This is a genomic window from Kitasatospora sp. NPDC001095 (assembly GCF_053598615.1).
In genome coordinates this window covers 287,194-309,344 of record NZ_JBSFKQ010000001.1, presented here as the reverse complement: position 1 = coordinate 309,344, position 22,151 = coordinate 287,194, and the positions used below count along the sequence as shown (strand labels likewise).

The 22,151-nt window shown below is 74.7% G+C and carries 21 protein-coding genes; 16 read left to right on the top strand and 5 right to left on the bottom strand.

What is annotated here, in order from left to right; all coding sequences use genetic code 11:
- Window positions 1–5: 5 nt before the first annotated feature.
- The 12 genes from ACWDBB_RS01260 to ACWDBB_RS01205 all read left to right on the top strand — a co-directional run bounded on the left by ACWDBB_RS01260 (window position 6) and on the right by ACWDBB_RS01205 (window position 12,717).
- Window positions 6–1,199, top strand: coding sequence for an ABC transporter ATP-binding protein (locus ACWDBB_RS01260; protein ID WP_449787643.1), 1,194 nt, complete (start codon window positions 6–8; stop codon window positions 1,197–1,199).
- 86 nt (window positions 1,200–1,285) lie between these two features.
- Complete coding sequence (locus tag ACWDBB_RS01255; RefSeq protein WP_449787642.1) at window positions 1,286–2,983, top strand: multicopper oxidase family protein; 1,698 nt, start codon at window positions 1,286–1,288, stop codon at window positions 2,981–2,983.
- A 315-nt stretch (window positions 2,984–3,298) separates the two neighbouring features.
- Window positions 3,299–4,105, top strand: a complete 807-nt coding sequence (locus ACWDBB_RS01250) for a SigB/SigF/SigG family RNA polymerase sigma factor (protein ID WP_449787641.1) — start codon at window positions 3,299–3,301, stop codon at window positions 4,103–4,105.
- A gap of 89 nt (window positions 4,106–4,194) precedes the next feature.
- The gene (locus tag ACWDBB_RS01245; protein ID WP_449787640.1) at window positions 4,195–4,518 is read left to right on the top strand and encodes an STAS domain-containing protein; all 324 of its coding nucleotides are present in this window, start codon (window positions 4,195–4,197) and stop codon (window positions 4,516–4,518) included.
- Window positions 4,511–6,898 (top strand): SpoIIE family protein phosphatase, encoded by a 2,388-nt coding sequence (locus ACWDBB_RS01240; RefSeq protein ID WP_449787639.1) that lies wholly within the window; start codon window positions 4,511–4,513, stop codon window positions 6,896–6,898. The genes ACWDBB_RS01245 and ACWDBB_RS01240 overlap by 8 nt, the downstream gene beginning before the upstream one ends.
- 116 nt (window positions 6,899–7,014) lie before the next feature.
- Window positions 7,015–7,758: a GAF and ANTAR domain-containing protein gene (locus tag ACWDBB_RS01235; RefSeq protein WP_449787638.1), complete on the top strand. Its 744-nt coding sequence runs from the start codon at window positions 7,015–7,017 to the stop codon at window positions 7,756–7,758.
- A 59-nt stretch (window positions 7,759–7,817) separates the two neighbouring features.
- Window positions 7,818–8,543, top strand: a complete 726-nt coding sequence (locus tag ACWDBB_RS01230) for an ANTAR domain-containing protein (protein ID WP_449787637.1) — start codon at window positions 7,818–7,820, stop codon at window positions 8,541–8,543.
- Window positions 8,544–8,684: 141 nt separating this feature from the next.
- A complete protein-coding gene (locus tag ACWDBB_RS01225; protein ID WP_449787636.1) occupies window positions 8,685–9,695 on the top strand; it encodes an ANTAR domain-containing protein in 1,011 nt (336 codons plus the stop codon).
- A 43-nt stretch (window positions 9,696–9,738) separates the two neighbouring features.
- Window positions 9,739–10,197: an SRPBCC family protein gene (locus tag ACWDBB_RS01220; RefSeq protein WP_449787635.1), complete on the top strand. Its 459-nt coding sequence runs from the start codon at window positions 9,739–9,741 to the stop codon at window positions 10,195–10,197.
- Window positions 10,198–10,430: 233 nt separating this feature from the next.
- Entirely contained in the window at window positions 10,431–11,018 is a 588-nt protein-coding gene (locus ACWDBB_RS01215) for a restriction endonuclease (RefSeq protein WP_449787634.1), read from the top strand.
- A gap of 508 nt (window positions 11,019–11,526) precedes the next feature.
- Complete coding sequence (locus tag ACWDBB_RS01210) at window positions 11,527–11,799, top strand: hypothetical protein (RefSeq protein WP_449787633.1); 273 nt, start codon at window positions 11,527–11,529, stop codon at window positions 11,797–11,799.
- Window positions 11,800–11,916: 117 nt separating this feature from the next.
- On the top strand, window positions 11,917–12,717 hold the full coding sequence (locus ACWDBB_RS01205; RefSeq protein ID WP_449787632.1) for a metal-dependent hydrolase: 801 nt from the start codon (window positions 11,917–11,919) through the stop codon (window positions 12,715–12,717).
- 23 nt (window positions 12,718–12,740) lie between these two features.
- On the opposite strand, the gene ACWDBB_RS01200 is transcribed toward ACWDBB_RS01205, so the two are convergent.
- Window positions 12,741–13,484 (bottom strand): LuxR C-terminal-related transcriptional regulator, encoded by a 744-nt coding sequence (locus tag ACWDBB_RS01200; protein WP_449787631.1) that lies wholly within the window; start codon window positions 13,482–13,484, stop codon window positions 12,741–12,743.
- Window positions 13,485–13,635: 151 nt separating this feature from the next.
- On the opposite strand from ACWDBB_RS01200, the gene ACWDBB_RS01195 reads away from it, so the two are divergent.
- Window positions 13,636–14,739, top strand: coding sequence for a helix-turn-helix transcriptional regulator (locus ACWDBB_RS01195; RefSeq protein WP_449787630.1), 1,104 nt, complete (start codon window positions 13,636–13,638; stop codon window positions 14,737–14,739).
- A gap of 86 nt (window positions 14,740–14,825) precedes the next feature.
- Here ACWDBB_RS01195 and ACWDBB_RS01190 read toward each other — a convergent pair whose 3' ends face one another.
- The 4 genes from ACWDBB_RS01190 to wecB all read right to left on the bottom strand — a co-directional run bounded on the left by ACWDBB_RS01190 (window position 14,826) and on the right by wecB (window position 19,275).
- Complete coding sequence (locus tag ACWDBB_RS01190) at window positions 14,826–14,948, bottom strand: hypothetical protein (protein ID WP_449787629.1); 123 nt, start codon at window positions 14,946–14,948, stop codon at window positions 14,826–14,828.
- 94 nt (window positions 14,949–15,042) lie between these two features.
- Window positions 15,043–15,165: a hypothetical protein gene (locus ACWDBB_RS01185; protein ID WP_449787628.1), complete on the bottom strand. Its 123-nt coding sequence runs from the start codon at window positions 15,163–15,165 to the stop codon at window positions 15,043–15,045.
- 61 nt (window positions 15,166–15,226) lie between these two features.
- The gene (gene lanKC, locus ACWDBB_RS01180) at window positions 15,227–17,821 is read right to left on the bottom strand and encodes a class III lanthionine synthetase LanKC (RefSeq protein ID WP_449787627.1); all 2,595 of its coding nucleotides are present in this window, start codon (window positions 17,819–17,821) and stop codon (window positions 15,227–15,229) included.
- Between the two features lie 236 nt (window positions 17,822–18,057).
- Window positions 18,058–19,275, bottom strand: coding sequence for a non-hydrolyzing UDP-N-acetylglucosamine 2-epimerase (gene wecB, locus ACWDBB_RS01175; protein WP_449787626.1), 1,218 nt, complete (start codon window positions 19,273–19,275; stop codon window positions 18,058–18,060).
- 368 nt (window positions 19,276–19,643) lie between these two features.
- On the opposite strand from wecB, the gene ACWDBB_RS01170 reads away from it, so the two are divergent.
- The 3 genes from ACWDBB_RS01170 (at window position 19,644) to ACWDBB_RS01160 (ending at window position 22,029) form a co-directional block, all read left to right on the top strand.
- Complete coding sequence (locus ACWDBB_RS01170) at window positions 19,644–19,850, top strand: hypothetical protein (protein WP_449787625.1); 207 nt, start codon at window positions 19,644–19,646, stop codon at window positions 19,848–19,850.
- A gap of 92 nt (window positions 19,851–19,942) precedes the next feature.
- On the top strand, window positions 19,943–20,560 hold the full coding sequence (locus tag ACWDBB_RS01165) for an archaeosortase/exosortase family protein (RefSeq protein WP_449787624.1): 618 nt from the start codon (window positions 19,943–19,945) through the stop codon (window positions 20,558–20,560).
- Window positions 20,557–22,029: a glycosyltransferase family 2 protein gene (locus ACWDBB_RS01160; protein ID WP_449787623.1), complete on the top strand. Its 1,473-nt coding sequence runs from the start codon at window positions 20,557–20,559 to the stop codon at window positions 22,027–22,029. Before ACWDBB_RS01165 ends, ACWDBB_RS01160 begins: the two co-directional genes overlap by 4 nt.
- Window positions 22,030–22,151 lie beyond the last annotated feature (122 nt).

The window sequence follows — 22,151 nt, the reverse complement described above, 5'->3', positions numbered from 1 at the left end:
GGATCGTGGCCGAGATCGTCCTCGACGGCATCACCAAGCGATACCCCGACGGCGCCCTCGCCGTCCGCGACATCGACCTCACCATCGCCGACGGCGAGTTCGTGATCCTGGTCGGGCCGTCCGGCTGCGGCAAGTCCACCACCCTCAACATGATCGCCGGGCTGGAGGACATCACCGAGGGCACCCTGCGGATCGCCGGGGAGGTGGTCAACGACCGCGCGCCCAAGGACCGCGACATCGCGATGGTCTTCCAGAGCTACGCCCTCTACCCGCACATGAGCGTGCGCGACAACATGGGCTTCGCGCTGCGGCTGGCCAAGGTCGACAGGGCGACCGTCGCCGCCAAGGTCGAGGAGGCCGCCCGCATCCTGGACCTCACCCGGCACCTGGACCGCAAACCCGCCAACCTCTCCGGCGGGCAGCGCCAGCGCGTCGCGATGGGCCGGGCGATCGTCCGCGACCCCAAGGTCTTCCTGATGGACGAGCCGCTGTCCAACCTGGACGCCAAGCTCCGGGTGCAGATGCGCACCCAGATCGCCGCGCTCCAGCGCCGTCTGGGCACCACCACCGTCTACGTCACCCACGACCAGGTCGAGGCGATGACGCTCGGCGACCGGGTGGTGGTGATGCGCGCCGGCGTCGTCCAGCAGGTCGGCTCCCCGCAGCAGTTGTACGACGAGCCGGTGAACCTCTTCGTCGCCGGGTTCATCGGCTCGCCCGGCATGAACTTCCTCGGCGCCGCGTTGCGGCAGGACGCCGGGCGCGCCTCGCTGCGGACGTCGTTGGGCGACCTTCCGCTGGACGACCGCACCCGGCGCGCCCTGGAGCGCGCGGACGCGCCGCGCGACCTGATCGTCGGCATCCGCCCCGAGGACTTCGAGGACGCCGCCCTGGCCGAGGGGCACCCCGGCGGGGTCACCGTCACGGTGACGGTGGAGGTCCGGGAGTCGGTCGGCTCGGACGTCTACGTCCACTTCGCGGAGGAGGGCGGACCGGCGGTGACCGAGGAACTCGCCGAGCTCGCCGCCGACTCGGGCCGGGCGGACACCGGCATGCTGGAGCACCGGGTGGTCGCCCGGCTGAACACCGCCACCCGGGCCGCCGAGGGCAGTCCGCTGGAGCTGTGGGTGGACACCGCGCGCATCCACGTCTTCGACCCCCGCAGCGGGGCCAACCTGACCCATCCGGAGCATGCGTAGCCGGGTACTGCGGAAGGCCCAACCCCTCGGGGGTGAGCGGTGTGCCTGACCGGGGTCCCGCGGAAGCCGACCTAGATTGCCCGGCTATGAGAGAAAATGTCCGAATCAGCCGCCGATCGGCGCTCAAGGCCGTTCCCGCGGCCGCCGTCCTCGCGGTGGCCTCCGACGGGATCCTCGCCCGGCCCGCCGCGGCGGCGAGTTCCTTCCCGCAGCCGGTCGTACGGTGCCCGGCCTCCGGCCCGCAGAGGGTGATCCTCGACCAGACCCTCGACGTACGGTTCACCGCCACCCCCGTCCCGGGCTACGGGACGGTCACCACGCGCACCTACAACGGGACCATTCCGGGGCCGACCCTGCGGGTGCGCGGCGGGGACACGCTCTGGCTGGCCCAGATCAACGGCCTGCCGCCGAACCCGCCCGAGCCGTCGAGCCCGTCACGCCACGGCGGTCACAACCGGCCGCACCGGCCGAACAGCTTCAACCTGCACACCCACGGCCTGCACGTCTCGCCGTCTGGCAACGCCGACAACATCCTGCGCGAGTTCCCGCCGCGCACCGCCGAGGAGGCCGCGGCCGGCGCCGCGGAGCCGCGCTACCTGACCACCGTCGAGATCCCGCGCGACCACCCGGCCGGGACCTACTGGTACCACCCGCACGTGCACGGGGCCACCGCCGAGCAGATCGCCGGAGGGATGGCCGGGGTCATCATCGTCGAGGGCGACGTCGACGAGGTGCCGCAGATCAAGGCCGCCGCCGACCTCGTCGTCTGCGTCAACGAACTCCGGGTCAAGGACGGAAAGGTGCCCGCGTTCACCTCCGGCGACGCCCTGGCCGCCGTCCCACCCACCTTCACCGTCAACGGCGCGGTCAACCCCACCCTCGCGCTGCGCCCCGGCGAGGTGCAGCGCTGGCGCCTGGTCGCGGCCACCGCGTTCACCACCCTCTCGCTCCAGGTCATCGGCAACGAGCGGAAACTGACGATGCATCAGATCGCCATGGACGGGATCACCTTCCCCGCGCCGGTCGCCACCGAGGCGGTGACCCTGGCCGTGGGCAACCGCGCCGACGTGCTGGTCCGGGGCGGGGAACCGGGGACGTACGAACTGCGCGCCAAGGGCGTACCCGTCCCGCTGATGACGATCGAGGTGGCGGGAGCGGCCGTCCGGCCGCCGATGGCGCTGCCCTCCTCGCTGCCGCAGGGCAGACCGTTCCTCGACGAGAAGGACATCGCCAACCCCGCCGGCGACCGCACCGTGGTCTTCCACGTCGACCCCGGGGTCTTCGCCAAGCCCTTCCCCAACGCCTACCGCATCCTCGGCAGCCACCCCACCCCGGCCGCCGACCCCGCGGGCGACCTCACCCGCGACCCCGACTACGGCCTGTTCGACCCCGAGTACGTCAACCACACCCTGGAACTCGGCACCGTCGAGCGGTGGACCCTGCGCACCGACGACAGCTTGCCGGTCATTCACCACCCCTTCCACCTGCACACCAACCACGTCCTCGTCACCCACCGCAACGGCGTCCGGCTCGACCCGCCGGTCTGGCAGGACACCGTCGACCTGGCCGGCGGCAAGCCGGGCGACACCGTCACCCTCCTGGTCAGGTACGAGGACTTCACCGGCCGCACCGTCCTGCACTGCCACCAGCTCCAGCACGAGGACCTCGGCATGATGCAGCTGATCGACTACGTCCAGCCGCAGCGGCCCCGCGGGCCGCGGTGGCAGGGCGGGCGGAAAAGGAAAACGGCCGGAACAGGAGTTCGGACCCGCATCCCGGGGTAGAACCCGTCATGCAGCGGCCGTGACCGTTCCGGCTGCTCCGGCACCGTTGGCGGTGCCACCGGGACCGCGCTTGAAGAAGCCGGGCACAGGTCCTGGGGGAAGAGGCCCGGGCGCACGAGGTGCGGCTCCAGCACACGTCGCCGGGCGTTCACCCCGATGCCCAGGAGCGATCACGTGTCCATCCACCTGGAAACCACCGACAGGGAAACCACCGACAGGGAAGCCGCTGACAGGGAAGCCGCTGACAGGGAAGCCGTGCCCGCGGGGCTGCCGCCGGACCTGCCGGGACGGCCGACGGCGGCCGCACTGCGCCGCATGGGGAAGTCCGAGGCCAGGGAGCTGAGCGACGCGCTGTTCGGGCGGCTGGCCGGGCTGGCCCGGGAGAGCCACGCCTACAGCTACGTCCGCGGCACGATCATCGAGCTGAACATGCCGCTGGTGCGTTTCATCGCGGCCCGGTTCCGGCACCGCGCCGAGGACATGGAGGACATCCTCCAGGTCGGCACGATCGGCCTGATCAAGGCCGTCGACGGCTACGACCGGCGGCGCGGCGTCGAGTTCGTCACCTACGCCATCCCCACCATCGCCGGCGAGATCAAGCGGTTCTTCCGCGACACCTCCTGGCCGGTGCGGGTCCCACGCGGCATGCAGGAGCTCTATCTCTCCGTCACCCGCGGCTCCGACCGGCTCGAGCAGGAACTCGGCCGCCTCCCGCAGCCCGGGGAGATCGCCGAGGACCTCCACCTCACCGTCGAACAGGCCACCGAGGGCCTCATGGCGGGCCGGGTCTACCGCCCCGACTCCCTCGACGCGCTGCGCGACCAGGACACCGACGAGACCGGCAGCGCCCTCCTGGACCGCCTCGGCGGCTGCGACCCCGGCATCGAACTCGTCGACTTCCGTATCGCGGTGCGGCCGCTGCTGGCCCGGCTGCCCGAACGCGAGCAGACCGTCCTCAAGCTGCGGTTCTGGGACGGTTGGACACAGTCCCGGATCGCGGAGCGGATCGGGGTCTCCCAGATGCACGTCTCGCGGCTGCTCAGCGCCACGCTGGCCTGGCTGCGGGAGGAGCTGGAGGACCGCGACGCCCCCGGGTGGGCCGACGAGCCCGCGTGCGGGTGAGGGAGTGGGAGGGCCGGGACAGGGTGGTTAGCCTGGGAGGGGAGCCCGGGCGGGGGCGGAGGCCGGGCCGAGAACGAGGACGGTCCGTGATGAAGGACTTTCCGGTCGCCAACGGCTGGACGGTGGTGCCGCTCAGCGGGGACCTCGACGACTTCTCCGCCCGCGAGGTGCGGCACCTGTTCGACGCGCTCGCGGACACGGGCGCCACCCGGGTGGTCGTCGACCTCACGGCCGTCGGCTTCCTCGACTCCACCGGCCTCAACGTCCTGATCGGCGCCGCCCGACGGGTGCGCGGCGAGCAGGGCACGCTGCGGCTGGCCGGGGCGGTACCGAGGGTGCGGGACCTCGTGGAGCTGAGCGGCGTCGCCACGGTGCTGCCGCTCTACCCGGACGTGGCGGCGGCCTGTGCGTGAGGACCGGACCCCCGCGGAACCCGCCCTGACCGACGAGGCGGCGGTGCTGCGGGAGGCCGTCGACCGGCTGCGCGCCGAGGCCGAGGGCCTGCGGCGCGCGATGCGCACCAGGGGCGTCATCGAGCAGGCCAAGGGCATGCTCGCGGAGCGGCTGGAGTGCACGCCGGAGGAGGCCTTCGGGCACCTCGTCCAGCTCTCGCAGGACACCAACCGCCGGCTCGCGGACATCGCTGCCGGCCTGGTCGGCCTCGCCGCCCCGCTCACGGGGACGGCGGCGCTCACCGGCGCGGACACGGCGGCGGAGCCCGGCTCCGCGTCCGGGCTCCTGGTTCCCGCGTCCGTCCCCGTACTCGCCCCTGTGCCCGGGCCGCCGAAGGCCGCCCCGGCCGCCGCGGCGCCCGGCCTGGCCGCGCGCTACCACCTGGCGGCCTCGGCCCTGGCCAGCGCGGAGACGCCCGAGGAACTGGCCCGACTGCTGCACCAGGTGGCCCTGGCCCCGGTCGGCGTCGTCGCCGTGGTGCTGGGCCGACTGGAGCCGGACGGCGCGCTGCTCCTGGTCGGCAGCCACGGCGTGGCGCCCCGCCGGGTCAGCCAGTGGCAGCGCATCCCGCCGGAGACCGGGGTGCCGCTGGTGGCCGCCGCCCACGGCGGCAGCCTGGTCTGGGAGTTCGAGCGCAGCCACGGCAGCCGGTCGCCGGGCAGCGGACGAATCGTCCCCGGCCGCAGCGCGTGCGCCGTACCGCTGCGCCGCGGCGAGCGGATCGTCGGGGCGATGAGCCTCGGCTGGGACGTGCCGGCCGTGCGGGCCCGCGCGGCGACCAGGTACGTCGACGCGCTGTCCGCGCTCGTCGCGGGGCACCTGCTGCGGTTCGAGGCCACCGGCGAGGACGAGCCGCCGGCGGCGGTGCCCGGCGGCGAGCACTGGTTCCGCGCCGTGCTGGACGCCGTGTTCGACCCCGTCCTGGTGCTCTCGGCCGTCCGCGGGACCACCCCCGGCGGTGCGATCACCGACCTGCGGGTCCGGTACGCCAACGCCGCCGCCGGCCTCGGCGCGGCGGCCGGTCGGCGCCTGAGCGAACTCCACCCCGGACTGGTCACGACCGGGCACTTCGCGCGGATCCTGGAGGCCGCGACGACCGGCGCCGGGTACGAGGGGCGGGCGGAGGACTTCACCGGTGCCGGACCGGACCGGACGCTGGTCCTGCGGGCGGAGCCGTTCCTCGACGGCGTGCTGCTCACCTGGCGCCCCGGGAACGGCGCCGAGCGCGCGGCCCGGCTGCACCGGGCGCAGCGCCTGGCCGGACTGGGCAGCTTCGAGTGGCTGTTCCTGCGCCGGCTGCTGGCCGGGCGGCGGACGGCGGCCCTGGAGTTCGACACCGGGCGGCCCGGCGAGGCGCCGCGCACCCTGCGGGTCACCGCTGAGGCGGCCGGGGACCCGGACACCGGCCGCCCGCGGGTGATCCGGGGCGTGCTGCAGGACGTCAGCCGATGGCACCGCACCGAGCGGGCCCTGGCGGGCGCCCGGGCCCGGCTCGCCGAGCAGCGCCGCCGGGCCGGGGCCGAGCACCGGACCGTCCGGGCCCTGCAGAACGCCCTGGTGGCCGGGCCCAACGAGCCCGAGCCCGACGCCGCCGTCCTCGACCACGCCGCCCGCTACCTGCCCGCCGGGGACCGCCCCAGGGTCGGCGGCGACTGGTACGACCTGGCCGCCCTCGCCGACGGCCGGGTCCTGCTCGCCGTCGGCGACGTCAGCGGCCACGGCCTGGCCGCCGCCGTCGGCATGGCGGAACTCCGGCACGCGCTGCACGGCCTCTGCTACACCGGCCAGGGGCCCGCGGAGATGCTCGGGCGGCTCAACACGATGCTCTGCCACCAGGGCGGCAGCCGGATCGCCAGCGTGCTGTGCGGCCTGCTCGACCCGGAGGCGGGGACGCTCACCTGGACCGCAGCCGGGCACTCGCCGCCGGCCGTGCTGCGGGGGACGACCGCCGTCCTCGCCGAGGGCCCCACCGGGACCGTCCTCGGGGCCCTGCCGGAGACCCGCTGCCGCGACACCGTACTGCCGCTGCGGGCGGCCGAGGACACCGTGCTGTTCTGGACCGACGGCCTGCTGAACCGCCGGGACGACGGCACCATCCGCCCGGACCGGCTGCTGCGCGCGGCCGAGGAGTGCGGCGCCCGCGACCTGGCGGACTGCCTGGACCACATCGCCGCCCGCCTCGGCGGCCCCAACCCGGACGACGAGAGCTGCCTGCTGGCCGTCCGGCTGCGGCGGCGCCCGGGGCGTCAGCGACCGCGCGTCCGGGGGGGGAGCGTGCTGCCGGGACGGTGCGCCGTCGAGCTGTCGTCGGGGTGCCGTCCGGCTGCCGTCCGGCCGTGAACACCTATACTGCGATGATCACGTCGCGGTACGGACGGCGTGGCTCCCCGGACAGCCGACCGCCGTACGACGGCGGCAGGACGACGGAAGAACGAACGGAAGAACGAGGCGCGGAGATGGCCGATCTGACGCGCATCGCGCAGATCGTGGCCGAGGCCGTCAACGGCCCGGGCCTCCCCTCCCTGCCCGAGCGGCTCTGCGTCGCCTGCGTCGAGGCGCTGGCCGCCGACGCCGCGGCGATCACCCTGATGGCCGACCCCGGGCACCGGGCCGGGGTCTGGGCCAGCGACGACCGGGCGCGGCGGATCGAGGAGCGGCAGTTCGGCCTCGGGGAGGGCCCGAGCGTGGACGCCTTCCGCACCCGGAGCCCGGTCGCCGTCGCCGACCTGCTGTCGCCCGAGGAGGTGCGCTGGCCGGTCCTCACCGTCGACCTGGCCGCCGGCCTGGGGACACCGGCCGGCCCCGCCGGCCCGGCGCTGCGCAGCGCCTACGCCTCACCGCTCCACCTCGGCACGTCCGGGATCGGCGTCCTCAGCCTCTACGGCGCGCGGCCGGGCGTCCCGGAACGGACGCGGGCAGCCGACATCCAGGTCGCCGCGACCAGCGTGACCCTCGCGATCGTCGGCTCCTTCCTGGCCCCGTCCGGAGCGCTGCCGGAACAGCCGTGGCTGGACGAGTCGCCGCTCAACGGCGTCGAGGTGGACCAGGCGGTCGGCATGATCATGGTGCAGCTGGGCGTGCCCGCCGCGGAGGCACTCGACCGGCTGCGGGCCTACGCCTTCGCGCGCGGCCGGGAGATCGACGAGGTCGCGCACGACGTGGTGGAGCGGCGACTGCGGTTCACGGAGGAGGACCGATGACGGATGACCGACGCCGGACCTCCGGCGTAGCCTTGCCAGGAGGGGAGATGGAGGCTGCCATGACGCGCGAGGCCCGGGTGACCGAGGCGTTCGCCGGGCTCACCGGCACGCTCGTCGGCCCGGGTTACGACACCGTCGAGTTCCTGCACCGGCTCACCGAGGTCTGCACGGCGCTCAGCGGGACGGCCGGGGCCGGGCTGGTCGTCGCCGACCGGCACGGGGAACTGCGGGACGTCGCGTACTCCAGCGACCTGGTCCGGCGCCTGGAGAGCCTCCAGATCGCCACCGGCGAAGGCCCCTGCCTGGACTGCCAGCGGACCGGCGAGCAGGTCGTGGAGCGCGACCTCGACCTTGCCCGGGCCCGGTGGCCCAGGTTCGCCCCGAAGGCCGTCGCACTCGGCTTCCGCTCCGTGCGCGCGGTGCCGCTGCGCCTGGACGGCCGGGTCATGGGCACCCTCAACGTGTTCGACGTCCGGACCGGTGCCGGGCCCGACCACGAGGGGCCGGACGTCGTCCAGCCGCTCGCGGACCTGGCGGTCATCGCCCTGCTCCAGCGCCGGTACGGACGGGAACGGACGGCCGCGGAGGAGATCAGCGGGGCGCTCGCGGACCGCACCGCCATCGAGCGGGCGAAGGGCGTGCTCGCGGAAGCCGGCGGATTCGACATGGACGCCGCCTTCGAGGCGCTCCGCTCCCACGCCCGCCGCAGTGGCGGCGGGGTGGCCGACACGGCCCGCGCGCTGGTCGAGGGCCGGTTGGACCCGGCCGGGCTGCTGACGGGCTGACGGCCGTGACCCCGGCGGCCGTGACTCCGGCGGGTGGGCAGGCCGCTCGGGGCCGGCCCGCGCTGGCGCCTCGCCCGGCGACGTGGTTTCGCAGCGTGATCGGCGCATACTTTCCGTAAACAAACGGAGGTGCTCATGCCCATGGTGGATGTCGCTGCCCTCGGCCGACTGGTCGCGGAGTACGAGGCCCTGTCCTCGTCGGGCTCGCCGGAGGCCGGTCAACGACTGCGCGACGTCTGCTACACGATCGGCATCTACACGGGGGAGGCCGACGCGGACCGGGCCGTCACCAGGGCCCGCATCCTGCTGGACCGTCAAGGCCCGGCGGGCCCCGGCGGAGCGGCCGCCGGGGCCCCGGCGACCGAGCGGGCCCGCGCGGCGCTGCTGACCGAACTCGGCGAACTCGCGGCCCGCGAACGGGCGCGGTCCGGGCCCGTCCCGAGCCTGCACGACGTGGTGCAGCTGACCGGCGTCACCGTCCCGGACTGCGTGGGCGCCGCCGTGAGCACCTGGCACGACGACGGCTCGGTCGAGACCTTCGCGGCGACACCGTCGTACCTGCTGGCCCTCGAACGCGCCCAGGGCGGGGCGGAGGCGGGCCCGCTGCCCCGGCTCCGCCGCCAGGGCGAGGGACAGGTCGTGGTCCGGCTGGACCCGGGCCGGCCGGACCGGTTCGCCGACCGGGCCCGGCGCTGCGGCGTACGGGCCGTGGCCGGCGCCCACCTGCGCACCCACCCGCACGGCTGCACCGTGTTCAGCGCCTACCTGCGCACACCCGTCGAGCCCGGCACGCCCGCCCTCGGGCTGGTGGAGGTGCTCGCCCTCCAGGCGTCGGCCGCGCTCGACCGCTTCGCGCTGTCCAGGGCGGTGGCCGACCTGCTGGACCGCCGGCACGCCACCGGCCTGGCCATCGGCATCACCGCCGAGCGGTTCGACGTGACCCCGCACACCGCGCTGAACCTGCTGGTCCGGGCCGCCCAACGGCTCGGCACGGACCTCGAGTCGGTGGCCCGGCACCTCGCCGAGGGCGAGCGGCCGTCGTCCGTGTCCTCCGCGTCGGCCGGGCCGTCGTCGGTGCTTTCGTCGGTGCCGTCGCCGGTGCTTCTGCCGGCGCCGTCGTCGGTGCCGCCCGGCGGGTGGAGCGGCTCGTAGCGGGGCCGGGAGGGCGCCGACCCCACCGTCCGAGGAGGACCTGATGAACAGAGTGAAGGAGTCCGTGGACGTGGCCGTGCCCCTGCACGCCGCCTACCACCAGTGGACGCTGTTCGAGGAGTTCCCGCGTTTCATGGAGGGCGTCGACTCGGTGACCCGGCTGGACGGCCGCCACAACCACTGGCGCACCAGCCTCGGCGGCGTCACCCGCGAGTTCGACACCGAGACCGTCGACCAGGAGCCCGACGAACGGATCGCCTGGCGGACCACCGACGGCGAGGTGGACCAGGAGGACGTGGTGACCTTCCAGCGGCTCGACCCGGGCCACACCCGGGTCGCCATGGCCGTCGACCTCCGGCCCCAGGGCGCGGCGCGGGCGGCCGCCGGCGCCACGGGCACGGTCGGCCACCGGGTGAAGGCGGACCTGAGACGGTTCAAGGAGTTCATCGAGGAACGCGCCCGGGAGGAGGGCGACCGGCGGGGGCGGCCCGACCCGGACTGAGCCCGCCGCCGGCCGGTTCGACCCTCCTCCCGCGACGCCGCGACCTGGCTACCGGCCGTCGGGGGGCGGGATCCGGTCAACTCGGCGGCGCGGAGGGTGGAGTTCACCGGGATCGCGGGCGCGTGGGGCGCGGTTGCTCCTAGGCTCGCCCGAACACCGTGGGGTGAGGGGGTGTCATGGCCCGCAGGCCTGTCCGGCGACGCCGGTCGACCGCTGCCCGCCGGGCGCGGCGGATGAAGCGCAACGCTCCGCTGCTGGGTGCGACCGCGGTGGTCGTGCTCGTTCTGGCCACGGCGGTGGTCCGCTGGTCGGCCCAGCACCTCCTCCTGGTCACCGCCCTGCTGATCGCCGCAGCCGCGGTGGGCGTCGCCGTACTGCGCTCGCGGGTGCGCGCCCGACAACGGGAGCTGGAGGCGCGGACCGCCCGACTGCGGCACATCGGGCCGTTCCTGGCGATGACACCGAAGGCCTTCGAACACGCCCTGGCGGACCTGTGCCGCCGGGACGGCTGCACGAAGGTCAGGGTCGTCGGCGGGGCCGGCGACCTCGCGGCGGACGTCCTGGCCACCACCCCCACCGGGCAGCGCATCCTCATCCAGGCCAAGCGCTACGGACCGCGGACCTTCGTCGGCTCGAACGACGTCCAGGTGGTCAACGGCACCTACCGCGACGTGCACCACTGCGATCTGGCCGCCGTGGTGACGACCAGCTCCTTCACCAAGGCCGCCGCCGCCTTCTGCACCCAGGTCGGCATCCGCGCCGTCGACCAGCGGGCGCTCGCCCTGTGGGCGGACGGCAGGGGCAGGCCCCCGTGGGCCTGACCCGGAGGCTATCGCGCGACGTCGCCGGGTCCGCCGCTCCCGTCCTGCGACGGCTCCCGCGTGAACTCCTCGGGCAGCGGGACCCCGTCCGGCAACGGCATCAGCGGCTGCGCCGGCCCCTTGGCCGGCCCACGCGACCCACGACCCCGCCGGTCGTGCCACCGGCCCTGCCGCTCACGCGGAATCCTGCCGCTCACGGCGTCCTCCTCGCAGCGCCGGGCGAGGCCGGCGCAACTCCCGTCACCAGCTCTTGCGTTCGCGCCGCGCTGCCGTCGGCGGCAGCGCGGCGCTGCTCGCCCAGGGGTGTTCCGTCGTCCACGGCGGCGGCTCCTCTCACTTGACGGCGAATGTGCCGGAAAGACTACTGACTCGGCGTCAGGCGTAGGAAGCGGAGCCTGTGTGCGACGCCACGGGACCGATCGACGGGGGCAGTTGTGGATCGTGGATGGAAGCCGATCGGTCCGCTTCGTTCGAGAAGCGCCTGGGGGAGTCCGCGAAGGAGCTCGGAGTGTCCGACGGCAGGGACGAGTGCCCGGACATCTGGCTGCTCTCGAACGGCGATGTCGCCGTGATCGGTCGGGATCTCACCGAGGACCACCGCGGCCGTCTCCCGGAAGGTGTCGACTCCGCGGGCCGGTTCCAGGAGAAGGCCGGGCTGGTCGCCGGGCTGGCCGGCCGGGCCAAGGGGCTGGGCGCCGCGGCGTTCGCCCCGGACGGCGAGGGCATCCGCGACCACCTGATGCGGAGTTACCCCGCGGCCCTGGAGAAGGCCCTGGCCTGAGCTGCGGGCGGGGGGGCGGCCGACCGCGGCCGGTCGGTGATCTTGGACGGATAGGCTGCCGTGATGTCAGGTCCTCGCGGTGAGGACGGAGCTGATGAGGATCGGTGGTGTACGGACATGATGGGACCGGCGCATTCGCTGTCGGGTGCGACCGCATGGCTGGGGGTGGGCGCGGTGGCGGCCGGCATGGGGGAGCCGATGCCCTGGCCGGTCCTGCTCGCGGGGGCGCTGATCTGTGCCGGGGCGGCGCTGGCGCCGGACCTGGACCACAAGGCGGCGACGATATCCAGGGCGTTCGGGCCGGTGTCCCGGGCGCTCTGCGAGGTGATCGACAACCTCTCGTACGCGGTGTACAAGGCCACCCGCGGCAAGGGTGACCCGCGGCGCTCGGGCGGCCACCGGACGCTGACGCACACCTGGCTCTGGGCGGTGCTGTGCGGGGCGGGCGCCGCGGCGGTGGCCGTGTTCGGCGGCCGCTGGGGCGTGCTGGTGGTGCTGTTCGTGCACATGGTGCTGGCGATCGAGGGCCTGCTGTGGCGGCAGGCCCGGGTCTCCAGCGACGTCCTGGTGTGGCTGCTGGGCGCGGCCAGTGCGTGGATGCTCGCGGAGGTCCTCGACAAGCCCGGCAACGGCTCGCAGTGGCTGTTCGAGGAGCCCGGGCAGCAGTACCTGTGGATCGGGCTGCCGATCGCGCTCGGCGCGCTGGTGCACTGCCTGGGCGACGCGTTGACCGTCTCGGGCTGTCCGGTGCTGTGGCCGATCCCGATCGGGCGCCGGCGGTGGTACCCGGTCGGGCCGCCGAAGGGCATGCGGTTCCGGGCCGGCAGCTGGGTGGAGATCAAGGTGCTGACCCCGGTGTTCATGGGGGCCGGCGGGGTCTGCGCGGTGGGGGCGCTCGGCTTCTTCGGCAACGGCTGAGGTCGACCACCGCCGGGGGGCGTTCACCGGGGCTCGCCGGCGGCCTCCGGCGCCTTCCCGGTGAGGCCGTGGCGCTCCGCCAGCACGCCCGCCTGGAAGCGGCTGTCGGCGCCCAGCGCGCTGTACAGGCCGGCGATGTGCCGCCGGCAGTTGCGCAGCGACAGCCCGAGCCGGCGGGCGATGGTCTCGTCCTTCAGCCCGTCGGCGAGCAGCCGCAGGATCGCGGTGCGGAGGTCGTCGGAGACGGCGCGGGCGGCGGCCGGCCCGCTGTGGAAGGCCGCGCCCCGGTGCCAGAGCGTCTCGAAGGAGTCGGCCAGGTGGCCCACTACGGACGGCTGGGTCACCAGCACCAGCCCCTCGGGCCGCCCCCGTTCCGCAAGGAAGGCGCTCTCCCGGTCGATGACCAGCAGCGGACCGTAGCTCTCGTCGGTGGTCCGCACCTCGGCGCCGGCCCGCGTGGCGGCCCGGGCCTGGCGCTGGGCGGGCAGGTGGAAGCGGGCGGGGTGCTGCTGGACGATCCGGGTGCGCGGCGCGGGGCCGCCGCGCGGCTGCTCGGTCGGCGCCAGCTCGGCGAGCACCAGGTCGGCCAGCACCGCCGCGGTCGGGTCGCCGCCGGGGCAGCAGAGGAAGACCTCCCGGCGGGCCCGCCGCAGCCGGTCGCCGACCGTGTCGCGGACGGCGGCCCGCTCCGCCGTGTCGCGGACGGCTCCCCGGTCCGCCGGGGCGGGTGCGGTGAACGCGACCCGGGCGGTTCCACGTTCTTTCATGGCGGCCCTCTTGACAGCAGGTGGCGGTGGACGACGCGTCCGGTGAACGGCAGGTCTCCGGAGCGGTTGTCCGATAGTCGTCACAGGTCACGGCGGCGGCCAAGGGCCGAGGGGGGGTCAGGAAGATGAATGGCCGACTGAGGAGGGGCGGATGAATCCGGTGAACACGGACACGATCCGGTCGTCGGGGCGGGGGGCCCTGCTCGACCACGAGACGCGGCTGGTCTACGAGTGGGCGGTGCGGCACGGGCGGGTCGGGCCGGCCGACCCGGCGCGGATGGCCGGCGCGCTCGGGCTCACCGAGGCGCGGTGCCGCCGGGCCGTCGACCTGCTGGCGGCGCTCTGCCTGCTGGTCCGGCGTCCGGGCGCCGAGCGCGTCTGCTACGTGACGGTCGGTCCGGAGGCGGCCGTGGCGCGGCTCACCGGGCAGGAGGAGGCACGGCTGCGCCTGGAGGAGGCCGAGTTGGGACGCCGACAGGCGGAGCTGGCCAGGCTGCGCGCGGAGGTGACCTCGCTGGCGCCGGTGTACCGGTCGCAGGGCGGCGGCTCGGACGGCTCGGTCCGGCTGCTGGAGGACGCGTACGTCCTGCGCTCGGCCCTCGACTCGGTGGTGGGCGCCGCGAAGGAGGAGGTGCTGGCGATCCGGCCGGGCGGCGGGCACCCGCAGGCGGCCCTGGCCGAGCTGCTGCCCCGGGACCTGGAGATGCTGGAGCGGGGCGTGCGGCTGCGGAGCGTGTACCAGCACCCGACCCGGTTCGACCCGCCGACCCGCTCCTATGCGGAGCGGGTCATCGCCGAAGGGGCGGAGATCCGCACCCGCGCGGAGGTGCCGGCCAAACTGGTCGTGGTGGACCGGACCACGGCCTTCGTGCCGGCCCGGCGGGCCAGCGGCGGGGCGCTGATGGTCCGGGAACCTGCCCTGGTGGCGCACTTCGTCCGGCTCTTCGAACACGAGTGGGGCCAGGCCGTGCCGTACGACGCCGCGCCGGCCGCGGCCCGTACGGTGTCCCGCGACGTCTCGGACGCGATCGCCCGGCTGCTCGCCGCGGGGGAGAAGGACGACACGATCGCCCGACGGCTGGGCATGTCGACCCGTACCTGCCGGCGCCACGTCGCCGAGCTGCTGGCGCGGCTCGGGGCGCAGAGCCGGTTCCAGGCCGGGGTGCTGGCCGAGCGCGAAGGGCTGACCATCCCGGCGGACCTCCCGGCAGGCGTTCCGGTGGGCGCCCCTGCGGCCGGCGCGGTGCCGCGCTGAGGCGGGTCGCCGCGCCGGCCGCAGGGGGCGCAAGGGCGGCTGCCCGTCGGGTGGGCCCGACGGGCAGCCGCGTCGCCGATCGGCGGTTACTTCTCGGACTCGACCGGGCTGTCCACCCACAGGTGGGAATCGGTGCTCAGGAAGCTGCTCACCACGGCCGACGTCGTGGTGTCGCTCTCAAGAGCCTGAAGGGCCAGGATCTTCGACATCAGTGTGTCCTCTCCTCGTTGGTCACCGGCGCCTCGAAGCGCAGGTGGTGGTTGTGCCGCTCCGGTGGCCGGGCGGCGGTTCGACGCCGGGCGGTTACTTCTCGGTCTCGACCGGGCCGAACGGCAGGGTGTGCGACAGGCTGCTGATGGAGCTCATCCTCAGCTCCGCCTGCGCGGTCTCGCTCTCGAGCCCCTGGAGGGCCAGGATCTTCGACATGGTCCGTTCCTTTCCGCTAGGTGCTCCAGGCCACCGGTGGTGGCCGTCGTGTTCCCCCGGCTCAGGGCCGGGGGAAGTCCGTGATGCCGGGCAGCGGCACCGGGCCGAGCACTGCCTCGTGCAGTGCGGCCAGGACGCCGGCCGCGCCGGTGGCGAGGTCCGCCGAGAGCCGCATCGAGCGGCGGCCCGGGAAGGCCAGGTGGCCGCGATGGTCCATCACGTGCCACTCCAGCAGCCGCAGGTGGCGGTCGGCCTCCGCCCGGTGCCCGGTCCCCAGCTGGTGCAGCAACAGCCCGGCGCGGCCCTCGAACAGGCCGGACGCGGCGATCAGGTCCGGGCGGCAGGCGCGCTCGGCGGCCGTGAGCGCCTCGGTGAACCGGGCGGGCAGCCGGTCGGCGCCGGTGCGCCTGGCCAGTTCGGCGATCACGCGCGCGGTGCCGACGCCGCCCGCGGCCAGGTACGGGAGCTTGCGGCGGTAGCGGTCCTCGACCAGGAAGAGCATTCCGTCGGTGATGTCCGCCTCGTCCAGCTCGCGGCCGAGTGCCGCCTCGGCCGCCGTCAGCCAGCCCGGTTCGCCGGTGTGTCCGTGCAGCCGCAGGAACAGCGCGGCCTGCCCGCTCCAGCCGTCCAGCAGGCCGCGCAGCAGCGGGGCGCGCTCCTCCCGGGCCAGCTCGTGGCCGAGGGCCAGGGCCCGGTCGGCGAGGTGCTCCCGGCCCAGCGCGCCGGCCAGGTCGAGCAGGCCCAGCGCGATGCCGGCCCGTCCGGAACCGAGCCCCGGATCGAGCGGCGGCTCGGCGGCGAGCACCCGGTCGACCAGTGCGCCGGCCGCCTCCGGCGCGCCGAGGCGGGCCAGTGCCCAGGCGATGCCGGTCAGTCCGTCGTACAGCCCGGGCGGCAGGTCCGGTTCCGCGTTCGCCCGGGCCACCAGCCAGTCGGTGTGCTCGGCCGGGGCGGGCCGGTCGCAGGCCCGCAGCGCGTACAGCACGCCGGCCGTACCGTGGGCGAGATCCAGGCCGTTGTGGACCGGGCCGAACTGCTCGACGTCGCCGGGGAAGAGCCGGTCGGTCCGCTCCGGGGTGGCCGTCGCCAGGATGCCCGCGGCCAGCGAGTCCAGCACCGGGCGCCAGGCCTCGGTGTCCGCCGACGGGGCCTGCGGCCAGGCCGGCCGCGAGGGCCGCGGGCCGCCGTCGGCGGGGTCAGGCCGGCGCTCGGTGGCGCCGAGCGGCAGCCGCCCGCCGGCCGCCCGGTGCAGTTCCTCGGCGACCTCGGCCCCGAAACCGGGGGCCACGGGGTAGCGCGCGGAGATCTCCCGGCCGGCCAGTTCGGCCTTGCCGGAGTCCAGCGCGAGCAGGTTGTTCACCGGGAGGAAGAGGTAGAGCCGCAGCGCGGCCAGGGCGTACGTGTCCACGGCCGTGCCGCGCCGGGCCCTGGGGGAGACGAAGCCGGGCGCGCCCAGCGGGGGCGCGGTGGCGTCGTCGGCCGGGAAGGTGATCTCGAAGTCGACCAGTGCGCAGCGCCCGTCCGGCCGGATCAGCACGTTGTTGGGGTGGAGGTCGCCGAAGACCAGTCCGCGCTCGTGGAGCGCCGCCAGCATGCCGGTGACCTGGTCGATCACGTCGAGCGCCCAGTCGGTGTACTCGGCCAGCCCGGCCTCGTCCGGTTCGGGGTGGGTGAGCGGGCAGGTGCGGGTGAAGACGTCCTCCAGCCGCTCGCCCTCGATGTACTCCTCGACCAGGTAGTGGTGCTCCCAGACCTGCAGGTGCTCGTACAGCGCGGGCACGAAGTCCAGCCCGGCCAGCGCCTCCAGCACCCGGCGCTCGCTCAGCAGCCGCTGCACCGCGTCCCGGCCGGCGGGGTCGAGGCCGGCGTGCGGGCGGGCCTCGCGCAGCACCACCTCGCGGCCGTCGCGCTGGTCGGTGGCCCGGTAGACGCCGCCGCCGTTGGAGAAGTGCAGTGCCTTGGTGACCTCGAACGGGAAGTCGGTCGCGGTCTCGGCCTCCCGTGCGGTGTCGGCGGCCAGGTGGGCCGTGACGACCTCCGGCACCGGCGCCCAGTCCGGCACGGTGAAGACCGTGCCCCGGACGTCCGGCACCGGCTCGCCGTCCGGCCCGATCATGGCCGGCACCCGCCGGCCCTGCTCGTCGGTGCAGTATCGCTGGACGAACGAGCCGTAGCGCAGGTAGAGCGGCCCCTCCCGGTAGCGCAGGTCGCTCAGCACGTACGGGCCGGGCACGCCCTTGAGCAGGGTCGACAGCTCGTCGAGCACCTGCGCCAGCCGGGTGTCGTCCTCCGGGTAGAGCGTGATCAGCTTGCCGCTGGAGCGGCGGTCGGCGTACTTGCCGTTCGCCGTCAGCACGGTGGCCCGGCCGCGCAGGAACTTCCAGGTCAGCTCGTGTTCCAGGCAGTACGCCAGGACCTGGTCGATCACCCGCTCGGCCTCGTCCGGGGTGGCCGAGACGTGCACCTTCCAGCCCTGTTCGGGCAGTTGCGCGCGGGGCGCCCTGATGTGCACCCAGGGGCCGTGCTCGACCCGCTGCCAGCCCGGCGGCAGCGGGACGGAGGTGGCGGCGAACCGGTCGTCGGGGCGCTCGGCGCGGGCGGGGTCGTCGTAGAACAGCGGGTCGGCGAGGCAGTGGCGCTCGTAGCGGTCGTCCACGGGGCCCGCCTCAGCCCGTGGCCCGCGGCCGGTACGCGTCCGTGTCCGCGCCGGTCCCGGTGGTCGCCCGGCCGTCGGATGTCGTCGTCAAGGGAGTCCCCCGGGTGCAGTGGATCCCGCCGGTTGCGGGCTGCTTCCGACCTTGCCAGCCGGTGTGCGCGGGGTCGACGGTTCGGATCCGCCACCTTCCTGCCAGGGGATCCGGGCCGGCTGCCGGGGGGAGGTCGCCGGTCCGGTCAGTGCCGGGGGTGGGCGGCCGCGGCGGCTACGGGCGCTGGGAGGGGAGCGGCCAACCGGTCCCCGATGGTGGGAGGTTCGGCGTCGAGGTCGGGCAACTTCACGGTGTCGGCGGGGAGTTCGGAGGACAGGTAGCGATGGTGGAGCGCGGCGACGATCTCGGCGCTCGCCTGTCCGTCGCCGTACGGCGAGGGGAGCCGTGCCAGCCGGTCGGCGGCGGCCTCGTCGGCGAGCATCTCCCGTAGTGCTCGGGCGAGTTGGTGGCCGGGGCGGGCGAGGCGGGCGAAGCCGGCCCGGACGGCCTCGGGGCGCTCGGTGGAGTTGCGCACCACCACGAGCGGGCGCTTGAGCACCGTGCACTCCTCCTGCACCCCGCCGGAGTCCGACACCAGCAGGCGGCAGTGCCGGGCCAGGGCGAGGAAGCCGGCGTGGTCCAGCGGCTCGGTCCGGCGCAGCCGCGCGGCCGGGCCGCGCAGGCCGAAGGCCTCGACGGCGGCCCCGGTCCGGGGGTGCAGGGGCAGCAGCACCGGCAGCTCCAGGGCGGCGAGTTGGTCGAGGATCTGGGCGAGCCGGGCGGCGTCGTCGGTGTTCTCGGGGCGGTGGATGGTGGCGAGTACGTAGCCGCCGGGGGTGACGCCGTGTTCGGCCACGATGCGGTGGGCCTCGGCCTCGTCGGGCAGGGTCTCCAGGGTCGCCTCGACGACGGTGTTGCCGGTGATCACCACCCGGTCCGGTTCGACGCCCTCGCGCAGCAGGTGCCCCGCGGCGGTCGCGGTGGGCGCGCAGTGCAGGTCGGCGAGTGGGGCGATCAGGCGGCGGTTGGCCTCCTCGGGCATGTCGGGGTCGAAGGAGCGCAGACCGGCCTCGACGTGGACGACGGGTATGCCCGCGCAGTGCGCGGCCAGGGCGCCGGCGGCGGCGGTGTTGGTGTCGCCCTGGACGACGACGGCGGCCGGCGGCCGGGCCGCTAGGTGGTCGCTCAGCGCGCTGACCATCCGGCCGATCTGCCGTCCGCGCGGCTCGCCGCCGACGCCCTGCAGCAGGTGGTGCGGGCGGGGGAGGCCGTACTGGGCGAAGAAGGTGCTGGTGAGGGCCGGGTCCCAGTGCTGGCCGCTCCAGACGATGCGGGCCCGCGGGCCGAGGAGGCGGGCCACTCCGGCGAGTTTGACGATCTCCGGCCGGGTTCCGAGGACCAGGGCGACATCGGTCGAGGACATGGCGCTCCGAAGGGGCGAGGGGATGGGGTGGGGAAGTATCAGCAGACGATATGAGTGGATTCACAGGAAATATCCATACGCGGGGTTAATGTCACCCACTTGGCCCACTCGGGTCCGTCCGAGCCGTCGGCGTCGTCGATGGTTCCCATGCCGGTGCATCAAGGCCGGTCGCAGTGCGCCGACTTGGCGGCGGCGCCCTCGCCCCCGGATACCGGATCGCCGCCACCTCCGCGCGGCCGACTGCGGCAAACGGGTGATTTCCACCCGAATGGGCGCGGCGCATCTATCCGATCATCCGATCAGCCCAGCAACATACGGCTCCAGATCGCAAAGATCGGGACAACCCGGTCGCAACGAGAGGAACCACCATGTACGGACCCATAGGCGGCGGCCTTCCCCCGACGGCGGCCGGCGGCGGCGTGCTGGCCTCGACCGGCTCGCCCGGCCTCGGCCTCGTGGCGGCGGTCGGTACCGCCCTGGTGCTGGTGGGCGTCGCCCTGCTGCGGCGCAGCCGGCTCGCCGCGGACCGGGACGAGCGGACCGGTCGGACCGATCGGACGCGCGACGGGCGGTAGCCGCACCGCCCATCCGGCAGCCGCCCGGCCGACGAAGGCCGCCCGGCCAGGCCGATCTCCGCCGACTCGACTTTCTCCCAGGGGGTTTCCTCGTGACCGCAGACGTGTTCCCGCAACCCGCCCGGCCACCGGGCCCGGCTTGCCCGACGGCGTCGGGGCCCGGCCGGGCCCCGCTGGCCGGCCGCGTGCTCGCCGGGGTGGCCGGACCGCTGCTGCTCGGCCTGGGCGGGGCCCTGGTCGCCGGTGAACGCGCCTACCGGTTCCACGAGATGGCCGGGGCGCGGTGGTTGGTCTCCCACGCGCTCGGCCTGCGCACCCTGCTGCTCCCGGCCCCCGACGCGCCGGTGCTGTACGCCGGCGACGACGGCGGGTTCGGGCGCGGGATCGCCCTGACCACAGGCTGCAGCAGCGCCCTGCTGATCGCCCCGCTGGCCCTGCTGGCCGGAGTCCTGCTGCTGTTCGGCACCCGCGGCCCGGCCCGGGTCCTGCTGGGCTTCGCCCTGGCGGCCGCCCTGGTCCTCGCCGCCAACCTGGGCCGGTTGACGCTGATCGTCGCCATGCAACACCGGTACGGCGACGAGGGGTTCGGCTGGACGCACGTCCTGTTCGGCTCGGTGCTGATGATGGCCGCCGGCCTGACCGCGCTGCTGCTCTTCCTCTTCCTGATCACCCGAACGTCCACCCGCGACGCGGAGGCCGGTGCGCCGTGACCCTGCTCGACCTGTCCGTCTCCCTCTCCTTCGTGCTGGGGATCGGCTTCCTCGTCTACGTCACGGTGATCGTGCGCAACTTCCTGCGGGCCGGCCCGGACGCCCCGGGCGACCCGAGCCGGTTCGACTGGCACTTCCTCATACCCTGCCGGGACGAGGAGGCCGTGATCGGCACCACCCTGGACTACCTCGCCCGGCACTTCCCCCGCGCACGGGTCTGGGTGGTCGACGACCACTCCGAGGACCGCACCGCCGAGGTGGTACGGGCCAGGGCGGCCGAGGGGCGGCCGGTCCACCTGGTCGGCCGGCGGCTGCCGCGGGCGCGCACCGGCAAGGGGGACGCCCTGAATGCCGCCTACCGGGCGATCGAGGCCTGGCTGCCGCAGGACACCGACGCCGACCGGGTGGTCCTGATCGTCCTGGACGCCGACGGGCGGCCCTCCCCGGGGATGCTGGACACCTTCGCCGGACCGTCCTCCTTCGGCGATCCGGCCGTCGGCGCCGTCCAGGTCGAGGTCCGGATGTCCAACCGCGACGTGGCCGTCCCGCTGCCCCACCGGGGGCGCCTCGCCAACCGGTTCGCCCGGCTGCTGGCCCGGCTCCAGGACATCGAGTTCCGCGGGCCGATCTCCGCCATCCAGATCACCCGCCGGCTCACCCGCACCGTCAACGTCGGCGGCAACGGCCAGGCCAACCGGCTCAGCGCACTGCGCTCGATCGACCGGGCCGGCGGCGAGCCGTGGGGCCGGGCGCTGCTGGAGGACTTCGAGCTCGGGCTGCGGATGATGCTGGCCGGCTGGCGCAACGGCTACACCACGGCCGCCTGGGTGGACCAGGAAGCCCTGTGGAACGTACGGCAGTTGATCACCCAGAGGGTCCGCTGGGCGCAGGGCTCGATGCAGTGCGCGTCGTACCTGCGCAGGGTCTGGCGCTCCCGGGAGTTCACCACGCTGGGCTTCCTGGAAGTCCTCTACTTCATGGTCCAGCCCTGGCTGCAGGTCGTCGGCCTGGTGGTCTACACCGTGCCGATCGCCGCCTTCGGCTACAACATCGTCTTCTACCCGGAGTTCGTGCTGGCCTTCCTCCGCGAGGGCGGCGCCGTGCTGATCGCGCTCTACCTCGTCCTGGGGGTCGCCGAGTTCGCCATCTGGGGGCCGCTGTACCGGCGCCGCAGCGAGCCGGGGATCAGCCGCCGGGCCGCGCTCGGCTACGGCCTGGCCCTCGCGGTCTATGCCGCGACCACCTACCTCGTCGCGGTCCGCGCCTTCTGGCGGATCGTGCGACGCAAGGGCGCCTGGCACAAGACGGCCCGTACGGCCGTGCCGCTGCCGGCGTCCACCGCCCGGGAACTCACCGCCCGGGAACTCACCGGCCGGGAACTCACGGCGAGGGAGGTCCCCGCTCGGGAACCCACCGCCGGGCAGATCCTCGCCAAGGAGATCACCGGCCAGGAGATCACCACCGCCTGAAGCACCGAGACTTCTCCCCGACCGGTGAGGCCGTGGCCGATCCGGGCCCCGCGGCCGGTCGGCGGAGTCGACGCACCACCCCCTTTCCTGCCCCGTGCGGCGGACACCTCCGTCCGCCGTGC